This window comes from Haloferax sp. SDI50, assembly GCF_059802635.1.
The window spans coordinates 202,248-224,553 of the sequence record NZ_JBPULL010000001.1 but is presented as its reverse complement, the minus strand read 5'-3'; the positions used below and the strand labels follow the sequence as shown (position 1 = coordinate 224,553).

The 22,306-nt window shown below is 68.3% G+C and carries 15 protein-coding genes; 6 read left to right on the top strand and 9 right to left on the bottom strand.

Annotated elements, in window-relative coordinates; all coding sequences use genetic code 11:
* Positions 1-19: 19 nt before the first annotated feature.
* The 6 genes from ACSR87_RS01140 to ACSR87_RS01115 form a co-directional block, all read right to left on the bottom strand.
* Positions 20-2,365 (bottom strand): DUF7846 domain-containing protein, encoded by a 2,346-nt coding sequence (locus tag ACSR87_RS01140; RefSeq protein ID WP_498529216.1) that lies wholly within the window; start codon positions 2,363-2,365, stop codon positions 20-22.
* Between the two features lie 2 nt (positions 2,366-2,367).
* Entirely contained in the window at positions 2,368-3,540 is a 1,173-nt protein-coding gene (locus ACSR87_RS01135; RefSeq protein ID WP_498529215.1) for an ABC transporter ATP-binding protein, read from the bottom strand.
* On the bottom strand, positions 3,530-5,125 hold the full coding sequence (locus ACSR87_RS01130; protein WP_498529214.1) for an ABC transporter permease: 1,596 nt from the start codon (positions 5,123-5,125) through the stop codon (positions 3,530-3,532). The genes ACSR87_RS01135 and ACSR87_RS01130 overlap by 11 nt, the downstream gene beginning before the upstream one ends.
* 12 nt (positions 5,126-5,137) lie before the next feature.
* The gene (locus ACSR87_RS01125) at positions 5,138-6,304 is read right to left on the bottom strand and encodes an iron ABC transporter substrate-binding protein (RefSeq protein ID WP_004063130.1); all 1,167 of its coding nucleotides are present in this window, start codon (positions 6,302-6,304) and stop codon (positions 5,138-5,140) included.
* 123 nt (positions 6,305-6,427) lie between these two features.
* Positions 6,428-7,585 (bottom strand): alpha-1 4-glucan-protein synthase, encoded by a 1,158-nt coding sequence (locus ACSR87_RS01120; protein WP_498529213.1) that lies wholly within the window; start codon positions 7,583-7,585, stop codon positions 6,428-6,430.
* A gap of 127 nt (positions 7,586-7,712) precedes the next feature.
* Entirely contained in the window at positions 7,713-10,064 is a 2,352-nt protein-coding gene (locus ACSR87_RS01115; RefSeq protein ID WP_498529212.1) for a DEAD/DEAH box helicase, read from the bottom strand.
* 105 nt (positions 10,065-10,169) lie between these two features.
* Here ACSR87_RS01115 and ACSR87_RS01110 point away from each other — a divergent pair, with 105 nt between their 5' ends.
* The 4 genes from ACSR87_RS01110 (at position 10,170) to ACSR87_RS01095 (ending at position 13,378) form a co-directional block, all read left to right on the top strand.
* Entirely contained in the window at positions 10,170-10,601 is a 432-nt protein-coding gene (locus ACSR87_RS01110) for a DCC1-like thiol-disulfide oxidoreductase family protein (protein ID WP_498529211.1), read from the top strand.
* A 22-nt stretch (positions 10,602-10,623) separates the two neighbouring features.
* A complete protein-coding gene (locus ACSR87_RS01105; RefSeq protein WP_498529210.1) occupies positions 10,624-11,145 on the top strand; it encodes a GIY-YIG nuclease family protein in 522 nt (173 codons plus the stop codon).
* Between the two features lie 222 nt (positions 11,146-11,367).
* On the top strand, positions 11,368-12,171 hold the full coding sequence (locus ACSR87_RS01100) for a helix-turn-helix transcriptional regulator (protein ID WP_498529209.1): 804 nt from the start codon (positions 11,368-11,370) through the stop codon (positions 12,169-12,171).
* 70 nt (positions 12,172-12,241) lie between these two features.
* Complete coding sequence (locus tag ACSR87_RS01095) at positions 12,242-13,378, top strand: pyridoxal phosphate-dependent aminotransferase (protein WP_498529208.1); 1,137 nt, start codon at positions 12,242-12,244, stop codon at positions 13,376-13,378.
* Positions 13,379-13,435: 57 nt separating this feature from the next.
* On the opposite strand, the gene ACSR87_RS01090 is transcribed toward ACSR87_RS01095, so the two are convergent.
* The 3 genes from ACSR87_RS01090 to ACSR87_RS01080 form a co-directional block, all read right to left on the bottom strand.
* Entirely contained in the window at positions 13,436-14,224 is a 789-nt protein-coding gene (locus tag ACSR87_RS01090; RefSeq protein ID WP_498531011.1) for a CBS domain-containing protein, read from the bottom strand.
* 157 nt (positions 14,225-14,381) lie between these two features.
* Complete coding sequence (locus ACSR87_RS01085; protein ID WP_498529207.1) at positions 14,382-17,462, bottom strand: FAD-binding and (Fe-S)-binding domain-containing protein; 3,081 nt, start codon at positions 17,460-17,462, stop codon at positions 14,382-14,384.
* Between the two features lie 131 nt (positions 17,463-17,593).
* Positions 17,594-19,306: an L-lactate permease gene (locus tag ACSR87_RS01080; protein WP_498529206.1), complete on the bottom strand. Its 1,713-nt coding sequence runs from the start codon at positions 19,304-19,306 to the stop codon at positions 17,594-17,596.
* A gap of 372 nt (positions 19,307-19,678) precedes the next feature.
* Between ACSR87_RS01080 and ACSR87_RS01075 the strand changes: the two genes are divergently transcribed.
* Together ACSR87_RS01075 and ACSR87_RS01070 are read left to right on the top strand one after the other, a co-directional pair.
* Positions 19,679-20,326 (top strand): helix-turn-helix domain-containing protein, encoded by a 648-nt coding sequence (locus ACSR87_RS01075; protein WP_008578178.1) that lies wholly within the window; start codon positions 19,679-19,681, stop codon positions 20,324-20,326.
* A 122-nt stretch (positions 20,327-20,448) separates the two neighbouring features.
* Positions 20,449-22,284 (top strand): Nramp family divalent metal transporter, encoded by a 1,836-nt coding sequence (locus ACSR87_RS01070; RefSeq protein ID WP_498529205.1) that lies wholly within the window; start codon positions 20,449-20,451, stop codon positions 22,282-22,284.
* Positions 22,285-22,306: the final 22 nt, after the last annotated feature.

Here is a 22,306-nt window from a genome sequence, read left to right as displayed (position 1 = left end):
CCGGCTTTCGATGCTCGCCTCAGGCGACGCGCGCGTCGGTCTCGACCGAGACGCCGTCGAGGTAGTCGCCGTCGGGGCCGACCCACTCGCGCTCGCTCCCGCAGTCGGTGGTCAGCCGGCAGACGCGGGTCTCCGGCGGCCAGACGACGCGCACCTCGTCGCCGGAGCGCTCGACCGTCGCGGTCTGTCGGTACGTAACCGTCTCACCGAAGTCACCGATATAGGTCACTACGAGGTCGACCTCGCTCGCGCCCGGCGGAACCGACAGCCGTTCTGGACCGGCAGCCAGGGGTCGATTCGTCACGGCCACGCCCGCCGACGAAACCGACCACTCGACGGTCAGGTTCTCGGCCGTCGTCGCGTCGTAGCGGGCGTAGCCCTCGTCGGTCTCGACGCGGACCGACGCCGTGTTCGTCCCCTCGGGCGCGCCGAGTGTCGTCGTCGCGTCGACCCGCTCGCCAGCGAGCACGTCGAGTCGGGTCAGTTCGGGTTCGACGGGGTCAACAGCTCCGGTCCACGTCCCCCGATAGGTGAAGCGATACGGCGTCCGGTTCGTCGTGTCGAGGACCGCGAAGTCCCGTTCGGCCCCGCCGTCGATGGCGTACATCACCGGGCCGTCGAAGCCGGGGTCGTTGCGGAGCGCTTGGAAGGGATGGGCCGACCAGTCGCCGTACGGGTCGGGGTGGAAGACGAGCGCCTTCGTCTCGTTGCCCGCCGCGGCCGAGCCACCGCCGATGCCGAGACCGTCGTCACCGCCCCCGAGACCGCCGGCGTCGACGCCCGGCACGGACGGGGTCAGCGGCGGCTGTTCGAAGCCGGCGTCGAGGAGCGGTTCGTAGGTCGCCGCGAGGTTCTCCGTTCGGAGCCGGTTTTCGTCGTAGGGGTCTTCGACCGCGCCGACCGTCACGCCGCCCGCGAACAGCGCCGACACGAGAAGCACCGAGAAGACGACGCCGCGGGCCTCCGAAGCCGAAAAGCGACGGTGGGCCAGCCGACGGAGGAGGCGAGCGCCGGCGACGACGCCGGCCGCGCCGAACACCGCGAGCGGGACGAGCGCGTCGAAGTGGTAAAACGGGCCGAGGAGGTCGATGAGGCCGTTTCGGAGGCCGTTGTGCGTTCCCCAGAAGGCGGCGTTGCCGAGGAACACCGAGGCGAACACGCCCGCGACGACGCAGGCGAGGGCGTCGTCGGAGAGTTCGGTGAACGCGCGGTCGCGGCCGCCGAGTCCGTGGTGTCGGCGTCTCGCGCTCCCGCGGAGGTTCCGGCCGGTCTTGTGATTCCACCAGCGGCGGGCGGTGACGCCGAGGCCGACCACCGCGGCGACGGTGCCGAGCCAGCCCATCGGCCCCCACTGCGTCACGAGCAGGTCGAGCGCCTCGGCGGCGGTCTCGACGCCCATCGCGGGCGTGTAGACGACTTCGTAGCCGAGGATTGCCCGCTCTCCGAAGCCGATGCCGTCCCGCGGGGCGAAGGCGATGTAGGGGAACGTGAGCGGGTCGCCCGTCACGACGGCGTTGTAGGCGAGCGTCAGGCCGACGAACGCGAGGCCGGGGAGCGCGATGGCGGCGTACCGACGGAGGACGACCCAGCCGGTCCCCGCGCGGCGGGCGGTCGCCAGCGCCCACAGCGAGTGGGCGATGAAGGGCAGCGCGAACAGGACGGCGGTGTAGGGGCGGGCGAAAAACGCCGCGCCGACGAGCGCGCCGGCGACGACGGCGTAGCCCGAGGAGTCGCGGCGGGCGGCCCGGACGTAGCAGACGGCGAAGCCGAGGTTGAGCATCGTCGTCGGCGCGTACGCGAGGAACGTCGACGACGTGAGTAGAAACAGCGGCGAGAGGCCGAGCAGGCCCGCCGCGACGACGCCGGTCGTCCGGTCGAACGTGTCGGCCGCGAGCGTGTAGACCAGCGCGGCGGATATCGCGGCGATAGCGCCCAACACGAGGTTCGGAAGCCCGACCGCGAGGCCGACCGCGAACAGCGCCGGCACCGCCGGCGAGTACTTCGAGTAGAGCTGGACGCCGCCGGGGGCGCTCGGCGTCTCCTGTACCACGAAGAACCACGGCCTGACGGCTTCGGTCAGTTCCCCGGGATAGAGAAACAGCTTGCCTTCGAGGAGCATCGCGGCCTGCGTGAGGTAGACGCCCTCGTCGTCGTTGACGGTGTGGTACGGAAAGAGGTCGACCGCGAGCCACGTCACGACGAGCCCGACCAGAAGCGAGACACAGAGCGCTGCGAGTCGCCGCTGCGTCCGGGTTCGGTCGATGTCGATAGTGACGTCGAAGTCGAACGCGAGCCCCCGGACTGCGGCTCGCACGCGTTCGCCAAGCGGGAGGGAGCTGCCCGTGTTCGAGTCTCGCCGGCCCATCCTCAGTCCGAGTAGCGGCCGCTCTCGGGGCGCTGTTCGCGCGGGAACCACGCGAGTTCGTGGCCGGCGTCGAGCGTCACCTCGACGCAGCCGTCGGTCGGGACGGTCTCGTCGTGGTTGTGCATACACAGCAGGGTGTCGCCGCCGTGGAGTTCGACCTCGTAGAGGATTGTCGGCCCGAGGTAGCGCTTGCCGACGACTTTGCCGTGGCCGTCGCCGCCGCCGTCGCAGGGATGGGCCGACACGTCGTCGGGGCGGACGAGGATGTCGATGTCCGTGTCGTCGTACTCGGGCGCGAGGCCGTGAATCTGGTCGCGGCCGACCGTCCCCAGTTCGGTCTCGACCGCGTCGCCCGCGATGCGTCCCGGCAGGAACCCGGCGTAGCCGAGGAAGCCGGCGACGAAGCGCGATTCGGGATGTTGGAACACCTGTTCCGGTTCGCCCACCTGTTCGAGGTCGCCGTCGTTCATCACGGCCACGCGGTCGGAGATGGACATCGCCTCCTCCTGGTCGTGGGTGACGGAGACGGCCGTCACGCCGGCCTCCTTGAGGATGCGGCGGACCTCCTCGCGCATCTGGACGCGGAGGTCCACGTCGAGGTTCGAGAACGGCTCGTCGAGGAGCAGAATAGCCGGCTCCGGCGCGAGCGAGCGGGCGAGGGCGACCCGCTGTTGCTGGCCGCCGGAGAGCTCGTCGGGGTAGCTGTCGCCTTGGGTCTCCAGTCCCACGAGGTCGAGGAGGTCGGCCACGCGCTCGTCGCGCTCGGACTCACTGCGGTCCTTCAGGCCGAACGCGATGTTCTCGGCCGCGGTGAGGTGCGGGAACAGCGCGAACTCCTGGAAGACGACGCCGACGCCGCGCTCTTCGGGCGCGCGGAAGGTGTCGCCGCCGGAGACGACGTTTCCGTTCAGTCGGACCTCGCCCCCGTCGGGGCGGTCGAGGCCGGCGATGAGCCGGAGCGTCGTCGTCTTCCCGCAGCCCGACGGCCCGAGCAGCGTGAGAATCTCGCCCTCCTCGACGCTGAGCGAGAGGTCGTCGATGACCGACTCGGTGCCGTAGGACTTCGAGACGCCGTCGAGTTCGAGGACGCCGCCGGCGTCCGCGTCGTCGGTCTCGGGGTCGGTGGCTTTCGCGCGGTTCGAGCGGTCGGTGGTCGAGAGTGTGCTATTTGACATCGTATCCCTCTTGCGTGATGATAACGAGCATCGAGAGCCCGGAGACGAAAAGCAGGATGAACGCGGGCACGACGGCCTGACCGAAGTAGCCCTGCTCGTAGGCCGTCCAGATGTGGGTCACGAGCGTGCTGAACCCCGAGGGGCGAAGCAGGAGCGTCGCGGGCAGTTCCTTCATCGTGGTCAGGAAGACGAGCGCCGCGCCGCCGAACAGGCCGGGCGCGACGAGCGGGAGCGTGACGTGACGGAACGCCCCCGACGGGGTCTCGCCGAGCGTCCGCGCCGCCTCCGGGAGCGCGGGGTCGACCCGGAGGAACGACGCCCGGAGCGACCCGATGGCCTGCGGGAGAAAGCGGATAACGTACGCGAACACGAGGAGATAGAGCGTTTGGTAGATGGGCGTCGCGTACGAACTGCCGAAGAAGACGAGCGCCAGCCCGAGAACGACGCCCGGCACCGCGTAGCCGACGTAGGTCGCGCGCTCGAAGACGGAACTCAGCCGCGAGGGGTGCCGGGCGGCGAGGTAGGCGACGGGGAGGCCGGCGAGCGTCGCCGCGCCAGCGGTCGCGGCCGCGACGAGGACCGAGTTAAGCGCGTACTCCGGCTGGAACGCGAGCGACCCGCTCGTCGCGGCGACGCCCTGCGCGAGCCACGTAAAGAGGATGCCGAGCGGGACGAGGAGCCCGACGGTGGCGACGAGCGCCGCGAAGCCCAGCGCCGGGTACTTCCATCGGCCGAGGGGCATCGGGGCTCCCGAGCGCCCGCCGGTCGTCGTGCGCTCGTCGCCCCGAATCTTCGATTCGAGGGTCAAGATGAGGAGCGTCACGGCGACCAGTTGGAGCGACAGGAGCGTCGCGGTGTCGCGGCCGAACGTCCCGAACTCGACGTAGATGACGCGGGTGAAGGCGTCGAACCGCATGATGGCCGGCGTGCCGAAGTCCGAGAGGACGTACAGCGCCGCCAAGAGCGAGCCGGCGGCGACCGCCGGGCGAATCTGGGGGACGGTCACCCGTTTGAACGCCTCCCAGCGGCTGTGGTTCAGGGTCCGCGCGGCGTCGATGAGCGTGGTGTCCATCGACTTCAGCGCGGCCCGGGTGGTGATGAACACGTACGGGTACGTGTAGAGCGTCAGCACCAAAACGGCACCGGGTAGCCCGTAAATCTCCGGGAGCGACTCGATACCGAGGGGAGCTAACAGTCGCTGAAACGCGCCCTGCGGGCCGAACGCCGAGACGAACGCGAACGCGCCGATGTAGCTCGGAATGACGAGCGGGAGCGAGACGACGACGGTCCAAAAGCGTCTGAACGGCAGGTCGGTCCGGACGGTAAGATACGCCAGCGGGACGCCCAGACCAATACACGCGGCGGTGACGAGCGTGACGAGGACGGCGCTGTTCAGGAACACCTCGACGGTCGCCGGCCGGGTGACGAGCGCCACCGCCTCGGCGAACCCCACGTCGAGCGCGGTCCTGACGAGCCACAACAGCGGGACGACGACGGCGGCGGCGACGGCCCCGCTCGCGACGGTCAGGCCGAGCGGTTGCTCGTCGTCTCCCCCACCGGTCCCCGTCTGCTGTTCGGTCGCCATGAGTGAGCTACCTCAGAGAACGCCCACCTCACGCAAGAGTTCCACGGTTCCTTCGAGGTCCGAAAGCTGCGTCAGGTCGAGACCCTCGGGCGGGCTGAGTTCGTCGATGCTCGGCAGTTCGCCGATGGGGTCGACGCCCGAGACCAGCGGGTACTCGAAGGTGGTCCGCGCGAAGTAGTCCTGCGCCTCGGCCGAAAGCAGGTGGCGGACGAAGTTGCTGGCCAACTCGGTGTCGTCGGCGGTGTCGAGGACGAGCGCGCCCGCGACGTTGAAAATCGAGCCGGCGTCGCCCGCGGTGAACGCGGTCGAAAGCGGCGCGTTCGGCCGCCCCGCGAGGATGCGCTGGATGTAGTAGTGGTTGGCGAAGCCCGCGTTGATTTCGCCGTCCGCGACGGCCTGCGAGACGAGGAACTCGTTGTTGTACTCCGTGACGCCGAGGTCCTGCATCCCCTGGAGCCACTCTCTCGTGGCGTCCTCGCCTTCGAGGACGCGCATCGCCGTGATGAACGCCTGGAACGAGGAGTACGTCGGTGCCCAGCCGATGTTGTCGCGGAACGCCTCCGTGTCCGGGAAGGCCATGATGTCGTCGGGGATGCCCGACTCGTCGAACTGGTCGGTGTTGAACGGGACGGTCCGGGCGCGACCGGAGGTCCCGGTCCACTGGCCGTCGGGGTCGTGGAACTCGTCGCGGACGAGGTCGAGCACCTCGCTCGGGAGGTCCTGCGTGCGACCGGCGTCCTTCAGCGCGCCGAGCGAGCCGGCGTTGACCGAGAAGAACACGTCCGCGGGGCTGTTCTGCCCCTCGGTCTGAATCTGGTTGACCAGTTCGGCCGCCGAGTTGTACCGCGGCCGGATGGTGAAGTCGTCGTAGTACTCCTCGAAGAAGGTGATAAGCTCACCGACGAGCGCCTGCCCGCGCCCGGAGTAGAGCGTGAGTTCGCCCGACAGGTCCGGCATCTCCGTGACGGACACGCCGCCGGTGATGTCGCGGTCACCGAACGGCGAGCGCCCGGACCCAATCTGCCCGACCGACTCGTTCGTACTGGATTCGGTCGTCGTTTCCGTCTCCTCGTCGCTTCCGCCGGTACACCCGGCGAGTGCGCCGACCCCGAGGGCCGCCGTCGTCGCGATGAACCGCCGACGACTGTGGCCGCGAGGCTCTCGGTCTCGTTCGTGCATATGTGAATTTAGGTCTCCCTAAACCATTTATACCTACCGATTCGTCGGGCGAAGCGGCCGAATCGCGGGCCACGGGTCAGATTTCTCCCGCGGCGGCGCGGGGTGGCGTTCGCCGTCGCTCACTCAGTCGTCGGCCGGCGCGGCGGCCCGCGGTGCGGCGAGCGCGTCGAGGCAGTCCAGCCAGTCGCGCATGTGCTCGCCGACGTAATTAAAGAAGTCGCCGTTGCGGTAGTCGGACCAGTCGCCGTCGGCGAGGGCGTCGGCCATCGCCTCGAAGACGCCGGCGTAGCTGTCGGCATCCCCGCCGACCGCGTCGACGACTCCCCAGAGGTGCTCGTTGAGTTCGAGACCCGGTACCTCGTTGTTGAGGTCGTCGAACGTCGGCCGTGCGGCCTTGTTGTGCTCGCACAGCGGGTAGCCCGTCACGATGTCTTTCCCGAGCACGTCGGCGGCGCGCTTGAGGAACACGCCCGACCAGATGTCGTCGAATCGGCCGACCTCCCACTCGTTGTCGTCCATCGGGAGCTGGTAGAACGCCGGGATGACCTCGCGCTCGAACGCGAGATTCATCGAGCAGACGGTGAGGTACTGCCCCGGTTCGGCGACGAAGTCGCCGTCGAAGTCGTCGAAGTCCGTCCGAGTCTGGGCCTGCCCTTCGAGGTCGCCGTCCATCAGGATACGGACCGCGTCGAGGTCGGGAACGTTCGTCCACAGCCCCTGCGAGGCCACCACGTCGCGGAGTTCGCGCGTCCCGGTCTCGACCGTCTCGTCCATCGCGGAGTAGGGATAGCCGCGGGGGTACAGCCCGTGTTCGTCGGCGTTCTGGTAGAGGACGTTCACCCAACGCTCGTCGCTCGACACCGACTCCACCTCGTCGGTGCGGTCGAGGTTCGCCATGTGGCGACCGAAGAAGTCCCACTCGTCGTGCGGGAGCGTGTCGTCGTCGATGAAGACGCCGTAGTCGAACTCGGAGTGCGCCCACATGTAGAGCAGGCCGAAGCTCGTCTGGGCGTGGCTCGCCGCCGGAACGAGATGCGAGTACTCCGAGATGTCGTGGTCGTCGTACCACTCCTCGCGGGCCGCCCCGTCGAAAACCGCGCCCGAAACCCCCTCGTCGTCCAGCATCGACGCCATCCCCTCGGTGTCGCAGAAGTCCTCGGTCACGAGGAGGACGAACAGCCGGTCGAGATCGAAACCGTGTGCCCGCGCGTTGTCGAAGTACGCCCGCATGCACTCGTACTCCCGGATAGTCGGGACGATAACACAGATATCCGCGTTCATTGCTCCTATGGATTTAGGCAACCCAAAAATAGCTGTTGGTTCGAAATAGCGGCCCTGAAATGCCGATATAGTGATAATTAATCCGTCGGGCCGTCGAGGGCGGGCGATTCACGCCCGACCGTCCGCTTCAGTCCCGCGTCCCCGTCAGCGACTCCAACAGCAGGACCGCCTCGGCTTTCGCCAGCGGGTCGTTCGCGTTCCCGCACTGCGGCGACTGCACGCAGGAGGGACAGCCGTCCTCGCAGTCGCAGTCCGAAATCAACTCGGCCGTCTGGCGCATCAGTCCCTCGACGATGTCGTAGCCGGCGCGCGTGATGCCGACCCCGCCGGGGTGGCCGTCGTAGATGAAGATGGTCGACTGGTCGGTGTGGGCGTGATACGGCGTCGAGAGCCCGCCGATATCGCCGCGGTCACAGAGCAGCCGGAGCGGAAACAGCGAAATCATCCCGTGTTCCGCGGCGTGGATGCCGCCGTTGAAGCCGTAGTCGCGGCCCTCCGCGCGGTCGCTCGATAGCTCGCGCATCTCCGATTCCACGTCGCCGGGCACGGTGAAATACAGCGCCTTCGTCCGCAGGCTCGTCTCCGGGAGGTCGAGCGGTTGCTGGCCGATGGTCGTCCCGCGCTTCGGGTCGCGGCGCTCGAACCCCGTTATCTGCTTTCGCATCGTCACCTCCGCGAACCGGACCTCCACGTCGGACCGCGCCGACAGCGGTTTCGACAGGATGTCCCGCTCGACCGTGATGTGTTTGTCGTGGAGGACGCGGGTGTAGTAGTCCGCCCACGTCGGCTGGAGGCGGGCCACGTCGCGGTCCAAATCCAACTCCGCGACCTCGTACGTCTGGCCCTGATGGTGGTAGACCGCGCCCGGGTGGGCGTCCCGAAGCGCGTCGTCGAACGCCAGCGTGGCGATGGTCTCGTCGTTCCGCGAGTCCATCAGTTGCACCTCGCGGTCGGTGATGGTTCGGAGGCTCATCGCGTGCTGCGGGCTCTCGCCCCCGTCGTGGGTCCACCGGAGGCCGTCGTCGGTCTCCCGACGCGCCAGCGTCCCGTCGGCTTCGAGGTCGGAGACGATACCGGGGAACGACGCGCCGAACTTCGATTCGTCTTCCGTCGAGAGCCAGTTCTCCGCGGCGGCGCAGGCGACGTGTGACGGGAGGAGATGGTCGTTTTCCGGGTCGGAGACGGCGCGTTCGGGGTCGCCGTCGAAGAACTCGGCGGGGTGGTGCATCAGGTACTGGTCGAGTTGGTCCTCGCCGCCGACGAGGACGACCAAGGCGGGTCTGTCGCCGCGGCCCGCCCGTCCGGCCTGTTGCCACGCGGACATCCGCGTGCCGGGGTAGCCGTCGATGAGCACCACGTCGAGGCCGCCCACGTCGACGCCGAGTTCGAGCGCGTTGGTGCTCCAGACGCCCGCGATGTCGCCGTCGTGGAGGCCGGCCTCTATCTCCCGTCGCCGGTCGTGGGTCAGCGAGGCCTGATACGCCGCCACCTCGCCTGCGAGCGCGTGTTCGCCGCGGCTTCTGAGGTCGCTCGCGCTCTCGGAGGCGTACCGCTCGGCGGCCTGTCGGGCGCGGGTGAACGCCAGCGTCTGGTGACCGCGCGCGACGAGGTCGACAAAGAGGTTCTTGGTCTCGACGTGGCCCGAACGCCGCCGTCCCGACCCGCCGGCGTCGGGGTTGTCGTACTCCGGTGGGTTCCAGAGGAGCCAGTTGGTCTCGCCGGTCCCGCTCGTGTCCTTGTCCACGAGCGCAAAGGAGTCCGCCCGCTCGCCGGTGATGCGCGCGGCGTGTTCCACGGGGTTGCCGATGGTGGCCGAACAGCAGACGAACTGCGGGTCGGCCCCGAACCGCTCGCAGACGCGCTTGAGCCGCCGGAGGAGCAGGGCGACGTGGCTGCCGAACACCCCGCGATAGCCGTGGACTTCGTCGATGACGACCGTCTCCAGCGAGGAGAAGAACCACTCCCACAGCCGGTGGGCGTGCGGGAGCAGCGCGTAGTGAACCATGTCGGGGTTCGAAAGCAGGACCGTCGGCATCCGCTTTCTCACCTCGCGCTTCTCGGATTTCGACAGCCGGCCGGTGTACTGGTCGACCGAGACGCGACTGCCGAAGCCGAGGCCCCGGGCGAGCTCCGACAGCGTGTCGAGTTGGTCGGCGACGAGCGCGTTCTGCGGGCCGAGATAGAGCGTCCGCCCGCCGTGGTCCATCGCCCGCTCGAACGCCGGCACGGTGTACGCGAGGCTCTTGCCGCTCGCGGTCCGCGTCGCCAACACGACGTTGTCCCCGTCGCGGACCGCCTCGACCGCCTCGGCCTGATGCCGGTAGAGTCGGTCGATGCCGCGGTCTTCGAGCGCCGACGCCAACCGCGGTTCGAGGTCCACGCCGGCGAACGCCGGCTCGCGCGCCTCGAACCGGCGGTGGGACCGAATCTGCCCCTCGTAGTACGGTCTGGTCCGAAGCCACTCGATGAGGTCGTCCACACGTCTACTGCGGACGTGGTCGCCCTAACGCTGTCGCAGGCCGTAACTGATAGCACACGCCACGCCCGCCGCGCCGTTTTTGTTCTTCGCGTCCCGACGAAAGGTATGAACGAGTCCGCGGATGCCGTGCTCATCTACGACGGCGAGTGCGCCTACTGTTCCGTCGCCGCGTCGGCGCTGAAGCGCCTCGACGAAGTGGAAGCTATCTCGTGGTACGACGACGCGGCGCAGGCGTTTCTCGACGCCCAGTTCGCGGACGTGCCGTTCGCCATGGTCCTCGTCGACCGCCGGGAGGACCGCGTCTACGCCGGCCGCGCCGCCGCCAAAGAACTCACCGACCGGGCCGGGATGCCCGGCCTTCTCGGCAGTCTCGTCCGCGACAACTACGACAGAATCGCCAAGGTCGTCGGCGTCGCCAGCGGCCGCGGCCGCGACCCCGACGACGTCCACAGCGTCTCCGACCTCGAACCCGACGCAGCCGACCTGTTTGCGCCCCTCCTCGATAACGCCGAGCCACGACCCGCCGAACTTTCGTAGTCGGGGCGACGTTCGTCACTCGATGAGCGACCCGCGGAAGCCGACCGACGAGAATCCGACAGTCCACTCGCTCGACCCCGCGGTCCTCGGCACCGACGACGACCCGCTGGCGCTCGGCTCTCGGTCGCCCGTCGGAACCTACGCGCTCGTTTTCGACGCGCCCGAGGCGACCGTCGAGGTCGGCGCGCTGGGCGAACACCGCTTTTCGGCCGGTGCGTACGTCTACGTCGGGAGCGCGTTCGGAACCGGCGGCTTACGCCGCGTCCGCCGCCACCGGCGCGTCGCGGCCGGCGACCACGACGCTCGCCACTGGCACGTCGACTACCTCGGCGGCCATCCGGCCGTCGACCTCGCGCGCGTCGTCTGCGTCACCGACCGCGATGTGGAGTGTTCGGTCGCGACCGAACTCGCGTCGTCGCTCGGGTCGACCCCAATCGACGGCTTCGGCTCGTCGGACTGTTCGTGCGACGCGCACCTCGCGCGCGGCGACTCGGTCGAGACGGTGACGCCGCTCGTCGAAGCAGCGTTTCGAAGCAAAATGTGAAGGGGAATGTCTTCCCCTTCTAATGTCCGAACCGGACCGGGCACCCCGGTTCGAACGTTAAGCCGGTTGTCAGAGGCACCCCGGCATACCTCCATACTCCGGCTACACGCTTTACTTCACCCATCGCATCACTCACTCAGTCCGTGATTTCGAGTATAAAAATAATTCGTTTATTTATATGTAGACGGCGGGGTCTCCTGTGACTTAAGTAGTGACACGTTCATGCAGTTCGACATGGTTCGGTCCGAGGTCGCCGGGGTGTTCGACGTGCTCGCGTCGCGGGCCGACGTGCTCGAGGCCGTCGTTCGACAGTCTCGAACGACCGCAGAACTCGCGAGCGACCTCCCGGTGTCGCGGTCGACCGTCGACCGCGGCCTCCGCGAGCTAGAGCGCGCGGGCTTCGTCGAGACGCGCGACGCCGTCCACTACTCGACGCTCGCCGGCCGCATGGCGCTCGAAACGTACTCGCAGTTCGTCGAGTGCTTGGACGACATCGACGCCGCCGCCGCGGTGCTCGACGCGCTCGATTCGGACGCGCCGCTCGCGCCGGTGTTCCTCGACGGCTGTGAGGTCGTCCCCGTCGCCGACGGCGGCTCCGGACGCGCGCTCTCGAAGCTCACGTCCCTCGTCGAGGAGGCGGAATCGGTCCGCGGGTGCGTCCGGGGAGCGCTCCCCTCGCAGGTCGACGCCTACTATCGGGCCGTCGTCAACGACGGCACGCCGGTCGACATCGTCGCCACCGACGACGTGGTCCAACGCCTCGTCACCGCCTATCGACCGCAGCTCGCCGAGGCGTGGTCGGTTGACTCTTTTTCCCTTCGGTCGACCGCGGCGCTTCCGTACAGCCTCGTCGTTTCGGACCTCCCGGATGGCCCCGTCGCGTTCCTGGTCGCGTACTCCGAGCGAGGTCTCGCGGGCGTCATCTACAACGACTCGCGGCCGGCGGTGTCGTGGGCCAGCCGGCGCATCGAAGACTGGCGGTCGGACGCCTCGCCGCTCCCCCGGCCGCCGGGCGACGAACCCTGACGACCCGCCGCCGGCAGCCGATGTTCCCGAGACCCCAACGACTTACGGGGGCGGCCGCGAAGGGGTCCCAATGACGACGACGTTTCCCGGAATCCCCTATCTGGAGTGGATTGTCGACCGGGTGGACGAGGCCACCCACGACCTCGCGACGAGCGACCTCGGCTCCTCCCGGCGCGGTGACGACCTCGTCCCGCCGGTTCTCGCCGGTCGCTCAGACCCCGAAGACGCGACGCTCAGCGGTCAGCTCGCGGCGCGCTACGGCGTCTCCGAGTCGTCGGTCCTCGTCACCGCGGGCGCGACGAACGCGAACTTCCTCGCCGCCTGCGCGCTTCTCGAACTTGCGTCCGGCGACGACGAAGACGGCGACGGCGGCGACGACTCCGACGCCTCGCGCCCGCAGGTACTCGTGGAAAAGCCCGGCTACCAGCCGCTCGTGGCCACGTCGGAGGCGCTCGGCGCGCGCGTCGACCGTTTCGTCCGGCCGCCGGAGTACGACTACGAACTCGAACCGCACCGCCTCGACGGGGCATCGACCGACGACTTCGCCTACGCCATCGTCACTAACCGCCACAACCCCTCGGGAAAACTCACGCCGCGCGCCGAACTCGCAGAGGTCGCGTCGGCCGCGGCCGACGCCGGCGGCTACCTCCTCGTCGACGAGGTGTACGCGCCCTTCGTCGACCCCGCCGCCGACGGTCCCTTCGGCGGCACCACGGCGTCCGGCCTCGACAACACCGTCGTCACCGGGTCGCTGACGAAGTTCTACGGCCTCGGCGGCCTCCGCGTCGGCTGGATTATCGGCCCCGAGGAGGTCGTCGAGCGCGCCCGCTCGGCGTCGATGTACCTGCCCGCGGTCGCCGAGCCGAGCACCAAACTCGCCCGGCGCGCGCTCCACCACGGCGACGAGATAGAGGCCGCCGCCCGCGAACACCTCTCGGCGAATCACGACCTGCTGGCGACGTTCGTCGCTGACCGCGACGAACTCGACGGGCGCATCCACGCCGGCGGGACGTTCGCCTTCCTCGACCACGCCTCGGCCGACGGCGACGCGGTCGTCGACGCCGCGTGGGACCGCGGCGTCCTCGTCGTTCCCGGCCGATTTTTCGACGCGCCGGAGTCGTTCCGCATCTCGCTGGGCGGCGACCCCGAGGCGATGGAAACCGGCCTCGAAGCCTTCGGCGACGCGCTCGACGACCTCGACGAGTAGCCCGCCGCACCCACCGACCACTGACTCACCGGTTTCGCTTCCTCGCTTCGCGTCCGCCTACTGTTCGGTCTTCTCGATGAGCGGGTGTTGGAGGTAGTCGTTGACCTCCACGTCAGCGAGCGACCGGAGGCCCCCGACGCGAGCCATCCGGCGCAGGCCCAACTCGTCGACCTCCTCCGGCGAGACCGTGAGCACGTGCGCGAGCATCCGGTCGATATCGAGTCGCTTCGCGGCCATCGCCCGGTGGTGACCGTCGACGAGCAGCGTCTCGGGGCCGTGCGAGACGACGATGAGCGGCTCCGCGAGGCCGTTCTGGAGTTCGTACTTCCGCCCTTCGAGTTCGTCGCCGTACACCTCCCGCTGGGTCGGAATCAGCGAGCCCACTTCGACTTCCCGCTCGCCGACGCCGATGGACGTGTCGTGGGTCCGTTCGAGCATCTCGCGGGTGCTCTGGACCTTCGAGGGCGTCGTCCGCTCGATTTGGCTCCGCACCGCGTCGCCGTTCGAAAACAGGCCGAGCAACACTCGGTCGTCGTCGACGACGGGCAGGAACTGGTGGCCGGTGCGGAAGATGACGCGCGCGGCGTTCTTCACCGTCATCTCCGGGCGGACGACCACGAGGTCGCGGCTCATCACCGACTCGACCCGCACGTCGCCGTTGACTTCCAAGAGGTCTATCGCGCCGACGAACCCGAGGAGGTGGTCTTCGTCGTCGACGACCGGGAGGCCGCCGTACTGCGGGCCGGCTTTGAGTCGGTCGACCACGTCCGTGACCCACGCGTCGGGCCCGACCGTCTCCACGCCGGTCGTCATGTACGCGTCGACGCGCACGTCGTCGAGTTCCATCGGTGTCATGGCATTCCTCGCATCTCGGTCGTCCCGCGGTTGGCCGCCGAGCGCCCTAAACGTATCTGCGACGAAAAACGAGGGAAGACTGCGACCCGTGTCGCGTCCGAGTCGGGCTCCGCAGTGCCGCGCCGTCGGAGCGTCGCCGTCGCGTCGCTTACGCGTCGATGGCGCGCGCGAGCATCTCGACGGGGTGCGGCGGGTCGTCGGTCGCGCCGTCCATGTCTTCGAGTTGCGTCCGGCAGGACGCGCCGGGGGCGACGACCACGTCGCCGGGGCTCTCGGCCACTTGGCCTTCGAGGATGTTCCCGATGGCCTTCGACATGGAGTAGTGCTCGGCCTCGTAGCCGAACGACCCGGACATCCCGCAGCACGTCGAGTCCAGCGGGTCCACCTCGAAGCCGGCGCGGCGGAGGACGCCCACCGCGTGGTGGTCCTTCTTCGTGGACTTCTGGTGGCAGTGGCCGTGGTACGTCAGGGAGTCGTCCTGCGGGCGGAACGACAGCGACTCGTCCAGCCGGAACGCGTCGACGTACTCCATGACGCCGTAGGCGTTGGCCGAAACGGCCTCCACGTCGTCGCCGGAGAGCAAGTCGAGGTAGTCCGACTGGAACATCACCGCGTCGGAGGGCTCACAGAGGACGATGTCCCACCCCTCCTCGACGTAGGGCGCGAGCACCTCGACGTTCTGCTCGGCGTCGGCGCGGGCCTTGTCGAGAAAGCCCTTCGAGTGCGGCGGCCGGCCGGAGCCGGCGACGCCCTCCGGAATCCGGACGTGGACGTTCGCGGCCTCAAGCGCCTTCACGGCTGCCTTGCCGACCTCGGGGTGGTTGTAGTTCGTGTAGGTGTCGGGGAACAACAGCGCCTTGCGGTCGGCCTCCGCCTCCGGGACGCCGGCCCCGCCGCGGCTCTCGAACCAGTCCACGAAGCTCGTCGAGTGGAACGTCGGGAGCGTGCGCTCCTTGGCGATGCCGACGGTCTTCTCCATGAGCGTCCGCGCGCCCGGCACCTTCGTCGCCGCGTTGGCGAGCGGGGCGAACGCCGACCCGAGTTTGGACAGCGAGTCGATGTTGGCGAACAGTTTGTCGCGGAGGCTGGAGCCGTTGCGCTGGTGGTACTCGTGGACGACCTCGGCTTTCATCTTCGCCATGTCGACCTCGCTGGGGCAGTCCTTCGAACAGCCCTTACAGCCGACACAGAGGTCGAGCACCTCGTCGACGAACTCGTCGGTGAACATCTCGTCTTCGGGGAGGCCGCCGCTCATCGCCTGCCGGAGCATGTTGGCGCGTCCGCGGGTCGCCTGAATCTCCTCTTCGGCGGCGCGGAACGTCGGGCACATGACGCCGCCGACCGTGGACTGCTGGCCGCGACAGCCGGCACAGCCGTGACAGAGTTCGACCATGCCCTCGAACCCGTTGTCGTTGTCCCAGTTCAGCGCCGGCTCGAAGCCGGCGTCGAACTCGTAGTCGGGCGAAAACCGGAGGTTCTCGGTCATGTCGTAATCGCCGCAGATGTTCCCCGGATTCAGGAGCCAGTCGGGGTCGAACGCGGTCTTGAGGTCGCGGAAGACGTTCCAGAGGCGGTCGCCGTACAGTTTGCGGTTCCACTGGGTCCGCGCGCGGCCGTCGCCGTGTTCGCCCGAGACGGAGCCGCCGTACTTGACGACTAGGTCCGTCACCTCGTCGGCGATGGCCTCGAACGTCTCGACGCCCTCGGCGGTCTTCGTGTTGACGAGCGGGCGGATGTGCAGGACGCCCGGTCCGGCGTGGGCGTAGTACGACGCGAAGGTGTCGTGTTCGTCGAGGATGTCCTGGAAGTCAGAGACGTACGCCGGGAGGTTCTCGGCGGGGATGGCGGTGTCTTCGATGTACGCGATGTGTTTCTCGTCGGTCGTTCGACCGAGGAGAATCGGCAGCCCCGACTTGCGCATCTTCCAGAACTTCGCGCGGGTGTCGGCGTCGTGGGCCTCCATGAAGTCGGTCGCGCGGCGCTCGTTTTCGGTCACCGAGGCCGACCCCTCGTCGGGGGCGAACTCGGTCCCGTCGGGGTCGATGACGCGGTCTTCGATGAGGTTCGCCACCTTCTGTTTCCCCGCCTCGTCGGAGTCGGCGTAGAACTCCACGAGGAGCGTCGAGTCCGTGCCCTCGGGGAGCATCCCGACCACGTCCGCGAACTCGGCGGTGTCCCGCGCGAGGTCGAGCAGCACGTCGTCCATCACCTCGACGGCGGCGGGTTCGTGTTCGAGGATGGGGGCCACGTCGTGCATCGCGTCGATGACGTCGTCGTAGGTGAGAAGCGCCACCGACGCGGTGTTCGGAATCTCCTCCAGCGAGACGGTCGCCTTCGTCACGATGCCGAGGGTGCCCTCGCTCCCGGCGACGAGCCGACCGAGGTTGACGCGGCCGGCCTCCCAGCCCTCGTCGATGCCGGCGTCGTCGGGCGTGCGGCGCTCGCCGCGCATCTCGTCGACGAGCATGTCGAGGTTGTAGCCCGAGACGTTGCGCTTCAGGTCGGGGAAGCGCTCGGAAATCTCGTCGGCCTCCTCGTCGAGTATCCGCGCGACTTCGGCGTAGACGCGCGCTTCGAGGTCGCCGTCGGGGTCGCCGGCCTCGCGGAGTTCGTCGACGCTCACCTCGCCGAACGTCGTCACCGTCCCGTCCGCGAGGACGACTTCGAGCTCCTCGATGTAGTAGTCGGTCTTGCCGTACTTCAGCGAGTGCGAGCCGGTGGAGTTGTTGCCGATTGCGCCGCCGAGCGCGGAGCGGTCGCCCCACGCCGGGTCGGGCGCGAACTTCAGGCCGTGGGGGGCGAGCTCCTCGTTGAGTTCGCCGAGGCGGACGCCCGCTTCGGCCGTGGCCGTTCGCGCCTCGGGGTCGATTTCCTCGACGCCGCCCATGTGGCGGACGAGGTCGAGGACGACGGCCTCGTTGACGGTCTGGCCGGCGAGGCTCGTGCCGCCGCCGCGGGGGAGGACGGGAATCTCGCGGTCGGCGCAGTACTCCATCACCGCCGCCACGTCGGCCGTCGAGGTCGGCATGACGACGCCGATGGGGACTTGCTCGTACGCCGACGCGTCGGTCGCGTACAGCGTTCTCGTGTAGGTGTCGAAGCGCACGTCGCCCTCGACGAGGGATTCGAGGTCTTCGACCAGCCCCGGCCGCTCGACGTCGTCGCTGACGTAGTCGTAATCGCCAGCGAGCGCGGGGTCGGTGGCCGGTTCGTGCGTGTTGGATGCCATTGATTAGCTCTGTCGTATGTCGGTTTGCGTGAACGGATAAAGACACCCGGTGGCGGGCGTCAGTTCGGGTCGCGTGCGGGTGGTTTGCGAGTCGATTCGGGTCTGGCGGGGCCGGTTCTTCGAGGCCCCGGTCAGAACACGCCCGGGAACAGCACGTAGCTGAACAGGAGCGTGAGGACGCCGGTCGCGGTCCCGTAGTACAGAAGCGGGATGAGTTCGAGGCGGATGACGCGGCCCTCCTCGCCGACGAGGCCGACGACCGCGAGCGCGGCGACGACGTTGTGGACGGCGATGAGGTTGCCGATGGCCCCGCCGACCGCCTGCGCGCCCAGCATGACGGTCTTCGGCGTGCCGATTTGGTCGGCGACGCCGTACTGGAAGGTCCCGAACAGGATGTCCGAGACGGTGTTCGACCCCGCGAGGAACGCGCCGAACGCGCCCACGAAGGCGGCGAAGAACGGGTAGACGCCGCCCGCGATGCCGGCCATCCCCTCCGAGAGGACGATGAGCATGCTGTCGGTGCCCGTGGCGTTCCCCGACTGGAGCATGATTTGGACGGTCGCGACTGCGAACAACAGCGCGACGACCGCCGGGGTGACTTTCTCGACGGTCTCCGCCCACGTCGCTTTGACCTGTTTCGCGTCCATGTCGTGGAGGCCGATGGTGACGGCGTGGACCACGAGGAACACCGCGCCGGGCAGGTAGAGCAGTTGGAAGTCGCCGGCCAACTCCGTACCCCAGATGTCGGCGTACTCGAAGACGAGATTCGACGTGAGGAAGCTCGTCAGCGGGTCGAACACGCGGGTGACGACGAGGAGCGCCGCGACGAGGACGTACGGCGTCCACGCCTTCCACAGCGACATCTGCTGGACGGCTCCGCCGTCGGCGGCGACCGCGCCGCCGCGCTGGCTCGTCTCGCCGGGTTGGATGTCACCGACCCAGTGGTCGGGCCACTCGCTCTCCGGCGCGAAGTCCCACTCCTCGTCGGGGTGGAAGAAGCCGGCTTTGAGTGCGGAGACGGTGAGCAGCAGGCCGACCATCGCGCCGACGAGGCCGGGGAACACCGGGCCGAGGAAGTAGGCCGTCAGGAAGTACGGCACCGAGAAGGACGCCCACGCGAACAGCGTGAGGGGCAGCACTTCGAGCGCCGGCTTGATGGAGCGCTCCTCGCCGAAGAAGCGCGTCATCATGGCGACGCCGATGAAGGGGAGCACGATACCGACGACGACGTGGTTCATCGCCGCGAAGACGGCGATTTCGGAGACCCACTGTTCGACGCCCATGCCCTGCGCGTCGAGCGCGTTCGTGATGACCGGCACGTCGTCGAAGATGTCTATCATCCCGATGATGAGCGGCGTGCCGACCGCGCCGAAGGTGATGGCCATGAGGTTCCCCGTCAGCGCGACCACGACGGCCGCGAGCGGCGGGAAGCCGAGGCCCACGAGGAGCGGGCCGACGATGGCCGCGGGCGTGCCGAAGCCGGCGGCCGCCTCGATGAACGAGCCCATGAGGAACACGAGCAGGACGACCTGCACGCGGCGGTCCTCGCTGATGGAGGCGAAGCCGTTGTTGATGGCGTCGAACGCGCCCGTCTGCTTGAGCGTGTACAGGAGTAGAATCGCGCCGAAGACGATGTACAGGATGTTCGAGGCGGTGATGAAGCCGTTGATGGTCGAGGCGATAATCCACTGCGGCGTCATGCCCCAGCCGAGGACGCCGGCTCCGATTGCGACGACCCACGCGACGGGCATCGCCCGCGTCGCGGGCCAGTACCGCCCGACCATCAGATAGGCGATGGTGATGAGCGGGAGCAGTGCGATGAGCGCGTTCGTCGCGCTAACCATGCCGCACACCTCCGCAGTTCGTTCCAGCCTGTGCCGTTCCAGATTCGTGCCTGATGCGGTGCATCGTGGAATCCGCTACACAACTTTTGTGATATATATCTATCGTTCGTCGCTATTCGTGACATCTCGGTTGGTGTCGTCTTACCCGAAGTACACAACCCAGTACAGTCGTAGATACTGCGCCAAATACGCGATTAAACCCCGATTTTGGGTTTCACATGGTCTATCCTGTCGATTCGCGTTCGGAGCCGATTTTGGAAAATCGATTCTCGAAATAGCCGCCACATACGTATTTCACGGCTACAACACACGAATGAACTGGTGATTCACTCGTGTACAAAGGCTTATGCAGTCGTGTGAAAAGGAATTCTCATGGGCGATGAGTCTCGCGCGCGCTCTCGAAACGAGCACGGACAGTACGTGGGACGCATCTCGCTGGATGCCGTCTTGGAGGTGTTCGAGGCGCGCGACGACGCCGCTCGCCCCCTGACCGCCACCGACGTGATGGAGGCGCTCGACTGCTCGCGGCGTACCGCGCACAACAAACTGAACGAACTCGAAGCACGCGGCGACCTCGCGACCCGGAAAGTCGGCGCTCGGAGCCGGGTGTTCTGGATTCCGATGCCCGCCCGCGGGGAGCCGACTGCGGGGCGGGCCGCCGACTCGACTGACTCGGCTTCGACCGCCGAAACCGCGGCCACGGACGAGGCCGAGGCCGACGGTTCTGACGACCTCGACCACCCGCCCGCCGTCTCGTCGGCCATCGAGCGCGCCGACCTGCCGGGGAGCGGCCCGATGCTCGACGCTCGCCGCGAGGCGCTGTCGGCGGCGTACCAGTATCTCACCGATCACCCGGAGGCGAAGAAGGCGGATTTCCTGCGGGACGTGTACCACGACTACCCCGCCGGCTTCGAGTCCGCCGAGGGCTGGTGGAACGCGATTCAGCCGGCGCTCAAGCAACTGCCCGGCGTCGACCCGCCGGAAGAGCGCGGCCACATCTGGCACTTCCTCGGCGGGTAGTCCGGTTTTCGAACGCGACAGCCACCCTACGAATTTATACACCATCGGGCCACAATTCCGGCAAACGCATCGATGTCAAGCGATTCGCCGTCCGATAGTGTCGTTCCGGGGGGTCTCGTCTCGTGAGCGACGGTCGACCCGGTTCCGACGCCGACGGGTCCGCGCGGTCGGACGCGCTCGACGACTCGGACGAGTCTAACACGCACCCTTCGGAGTCCGCGCCTTCGACGGAACCGAGCGTCGCCGGCGGCGACGACGTCTACGCCTCCGAGGTCGAGGGAAAACAGTACCGCGGGACGTGGTATCTCCCGCTTCGCTACGAGGGGTTAGAGGAGTCCGACGACTCGGACGACTACCCCGAATCGGGCGAGGGCGGGTCGTTCCGCCTCGCTGACCTCCCGCGCGTCCCGCGGGTCGGCCACGTCGTCGGCCCCTCGGCCATCATGCTCGGGGCGTCGCTCGGGAGCGGCGAGACGCTCTTTTGGCCGGTGTTGACCGCGCAGTACGGTTGGGCGGTGTTCTGGGCGTTCGTCGTCGGCGTCTTCACGCAGTTTCTCATCAACACGGAGCTTCAGCGCTGGACGCTCGCCACCGGGGAGAGCATCTTCCGCGCGTTCGCACGCGTGGGGTCGTACTGGCCGTGGGCGTTCCTCGTCGGCGGGCTCATCAGCCTCGGCTGGCCCGGGTGGGCCGCCGGCGCGGCGCAGGTCGCCACGACGGCGCTCGGACTCGACGGGACGGTGGCGCTGTTCGGCGCGTCGCTCGCGACGTGGAAACTCGTCGCCGCCGCCCTCATGGGCGTCATCTGGCTGTCGTATCAGGTGTCGTCGGTCATGTACAACGCCGTCGAGGTGTTCCAAATCGGCCTCCTGTTCGTCGCCATCGGCGCGGCCCTGCTGCTCGTCGCCGTCACCGGCTCGTGGGTCGAGTTCGCTGACCTCCCCGCGGCCGCGGGGTCGGTCGGAACGCTCCCCGAGGGCCTCGATATCGCGGTCTTCCTCGGCGGCCTCGCCTTCGCCGGCGCGGGCGGCTATCTGAACCTCTCCCAGAGCCTCTGGATGCGGGAGAAGGGCTACGGCATGGGCAACTATCAGGGGCGCGTGAAGAACCCGCTCCGCGGCGACGACCCCGAACCCATCGAGCGCGACGGCTTCGCGTTCCGCCCGACGCTGACGAACCTCCGCCGCTGGCGCGGCTGGTGGCGCGTCGTCCAACTCGAACACCTGCTCACGTTCGCGTTCGGCCTGCTCCTCGTCGCCCCCGCGCTGATGAGCGTCGCCATGCGCTACGCCTCGGGGTCGACCGCCAACGCCATCCAGATGTGGCTCGGCGATGTCGTCCCGCTTTTAGGCCCGGTCGGCTCCTTCCTCGTCTTCGCCGTCCTCTTCGTCGCGCTGTTTACCACCGAGTACGCCATCGTCGAGTCGTTCGTCCGCAACAGCGCCGACGCCCTCTACGAGTCCTACGGCCGGGAGGCCGGCTGGGACCTCCCGAAGCTGTTCTGGCGGCTCCTCACCGCCTTCTGCGTCTGGGGCGTCGTCATCATCCTCCTGTTTAGCTCGCCGTTCGAGGGCCAAGAGCCGTTTTTCTTCCTCGTCGTCGGGGCCGCGATGTCCGGCGTGATGATGTGGCCCTACACCGCGCTCGTCCTCGTGATGAACACGACGCGGCTCCCCGAACACGTCCAACCCGGCTGGGCGCGCGTCGTCGGCATGTGGTGGGCGACGGGCTTCTACGGCTACTTCAGCGTCCTCCTCATCGGGACGTGGCTCAACCGGGTCGGCCTCACGGCGTTTCGGACGGTCCCGACGATCATCGGAAGCGGGACCGGCGGCTACCTCCTCTGGGCGGGCTACTTCGCCGTGCAGGCCTACGCGGTGGCGAAGTCCGCCGCCGGCAAGCGCGAGGCGGCCGGCACGGTCGCTGACGCGGACGAGGCGGTCGGCCGGTTCTCCTGACCTCCATCCTTCATAATTAACC

What these genes read in the sequence shown, in the direction of transcription:
- ACSR87_RS01125 (WP_004063130.1), bottom strand. Translation starts at nt 6,304, where the DNA reads ATGCACGAACGAGACCGAGAGCCTCGCGGCCACAGTCGTCGGCGGTTC.
- ACSR87_RS01140 (WP_498529216.1), bottom strand. Translation starts at nt 2,365, where the DNA reads ATGGGCCGGCGAGACTCGAACACGGGCAGCTCCCTCCCGCTTGGCGAA.
- ACSR87_RS01080 (WP_498529206.1), bottom strand. Translation starts at nt 19,306, where the DNA reads ATGGTTAGCGCGACGAACGCGCTCATCGCACTGCTCCCGCTCATCACC.
- ACSR87_RS01120 (WP_498529213.1), bottom strand. Translation starts at nt 7,585, where the DNA reads ATGAACGCGGATATCTGTGTTATCGTCCCGACTATCCGGGAGTACGAG.
- ACSR87_RS01130 (WP_498529214.1), bottom strand. Translation starts at nt 5,125, where the DNA reads ATGGCGACCGAACAGCAGACGGGGACCGGTGGGGGAGACGACGAGCAA.
- ACSR87_RS01075 (WP_008578178.1), top strand. Translation starts at nt 19,679, where the DNA reads ATGGGCGATGAGTCTCGCGCGCGCTCTCGAAACGAGCACGGACAGTAC.
- ACSR87_RS01110 (WP_498529211.1), top strand. Translation starts at nt 10,170, where the DNA reads ATGAACGAGTCCGCGGATGCCGTGCTCATCTACGACGGCGAGTGCGCC.
- ACSR87_RS01095 (WP_498529208.1), top strand. Translation starts at nt 12,242, where the DNA reads ATGACGACGACGTTTCCCGGAATCCCCTATCTGGAGTGGATTGTCGAC.
- ACSR87_RS01105 (WP_498529210.1), top strand. Translation starts at nt 10,624, where the DNA reads ATGAGCGACCCGCGGAAGCCGACCGACGAGAATCCGACAGTCCACTCG.
- ACSR87_RS01090 (WP_498531011.1), bottom strand. Translation starts at nt 14,224, where the DNA reads ATGGAACTCGACGACGTGCGCGTCGACGCGTACATGACGACCGGCGTG.
- ACSR87_RS01085 (WP_498529207.1), bottom strand. Translation starts at nt 17,462, where the DNA reads ATGGCATCCAACACGCACGAACCGGCCACCGACCCCGCGCTCGCTGGC.
- ACSR87_RS01100 (WP_498529209.1), top strand. Translation starts at nt 11,368, where the DNA reads ATGCAGTTCGACATGGTTCGGTCCGAGGTCGCCGGGGTGTTCGACGTG.
- ACSR87_RS01135 (WP_498529215.1), bottom strand. Translation starts at nt 3,540, where the DNA reads ATGTCAAATAGCACACTCTCGACCACCGACCGCTCGAACCGCGCGAAA.